Origin of the sequence: Streptomyces chiangmaiensis (assembly GCF_036281785.1) — a bacterium.
Lineage (GTDB): Bacteria > Actinomycetota > Actinomycetes > Streptomycetales > Streptomycetaceae > Streptomyces > Streptomyces chiangmaiensis.
This window is the reverse complement of sequence record NZ_JAYWVC010000611.1, coordinates 1-1,107: the sequence shown is the minus strand read 5'-3', so window position 1 is coordinate 1,107 and position 1,107 is coordinate 1. Positions and strand designations below refer to the sequence as shown.

General features: G+C 66.7%; 1 protein-coding gene. It reads right to left on the bottom strand.

What is annotated here, in order from left to right; all coding sequences use genetic code 11:
• Positions 1 to 33: 33 nt before the first annotated feature.
• A complete protein-coding gene (locus VXC91_RS45950) occupies positions 34 to 939 on the bottom strand; it encodes an IS3 family transposase (RefSeq protein ID WP_329513262.1) in 906 nt (301 codons plus the stop codon).
• Between the last annotated feature and the right edge of the window lie 168 nt (positions 940 to 1,107).

Genomic DNA, 1,107 nt, shown 5'->3' with positions numbered 1-1,107 from the left:
TGAAGTTCCCCCCTGATCGTGGACAGCGGGTGCTTACGCTGCGGGGGTGAAGTCCTGCTGCAGCCTGGCTCGGGTCTCGAGTGGGGTGAGGTACCCGAACTCGGGGTGTTTGCGGAGCCTGGTGCGGTTGTACTCGACCTCGATGAAGTGGAAGACGTCGGCGCGGGCCGCTTCGCGGCTCTCCCAGACGGTGGTGCCGATCTCCGCTTTCAGCAGACCGAAGAAGCTCTCGGCTGCGGCATTATCATAACATATACCGGTTCGCCCCATGCTCTGCCTCAGGTTCAACTTCCTTATGTCGCGGCGGAATTCGCCGCTCGTGTACTCGCTGCCGCGGTCGGTGTGCATGATGCAGCCGGGCTGCAGGTCGCCGCGGGCCGCAGCCATGCGCAGTGCGTCGGTGACCAGCTCGGCGCGGTGGTGGTCGGCCATCGCGTACCCGATCACCTCGCGAGTCGCCAGGTCGATGACCGTCGCCAGATACCACCAGCCCTCGATCGTCGGCAGGTACGTTATGTCGCCGACGAGCTTCGTGCCAGGCCGCTTCGCGGTGAAGTCGCGGCCGATCAGGTCCGGGGCTGGGGCGGCCTTGGTGTCCTGCTTCGTCAGATGGCGGCGCTTGCGGCGGGTGACGCCACGGATGTCGCGCTCGCGCATGATCCGCTCGACCTTCTTCCGGTTGATCGCATGACCTTTGCGCCGCAGCGCGGCGTGCACGCGTGGGGCGCCGTACGCGCCGCGCGAATCGGCGTGGATCTCCCGTATCTCCTCGGCGAGTTCGTCCTCGGCGCGCCGGCGCTCGGCGACGGCGGGGCGTGTCGCGAGCCAGGAGTAGTAGGTGGAGCGGTTCACGCCCACGACCCGGCACAGCAGGCTGACGCTGTAGCCGCCGGGGTTGTCCTCGGCGGCCTTCTCCGCGTCGATGAAGCGGCACAGCATGCCTACTTCATCGTCTCCTTCGCGAAGAAGGCCAGACCTTTTTTCAAGATCTCGATCGTCTGCTGCTGTTCCCGGGTCTCCCGCCGTAGCCGCCGCAGTTCTTCCTTCTCGTCGCTTGTCAGAGCACCCACGGGGCCCTGGCCCCGGTCGGCCTTGGCCTGCTTGACC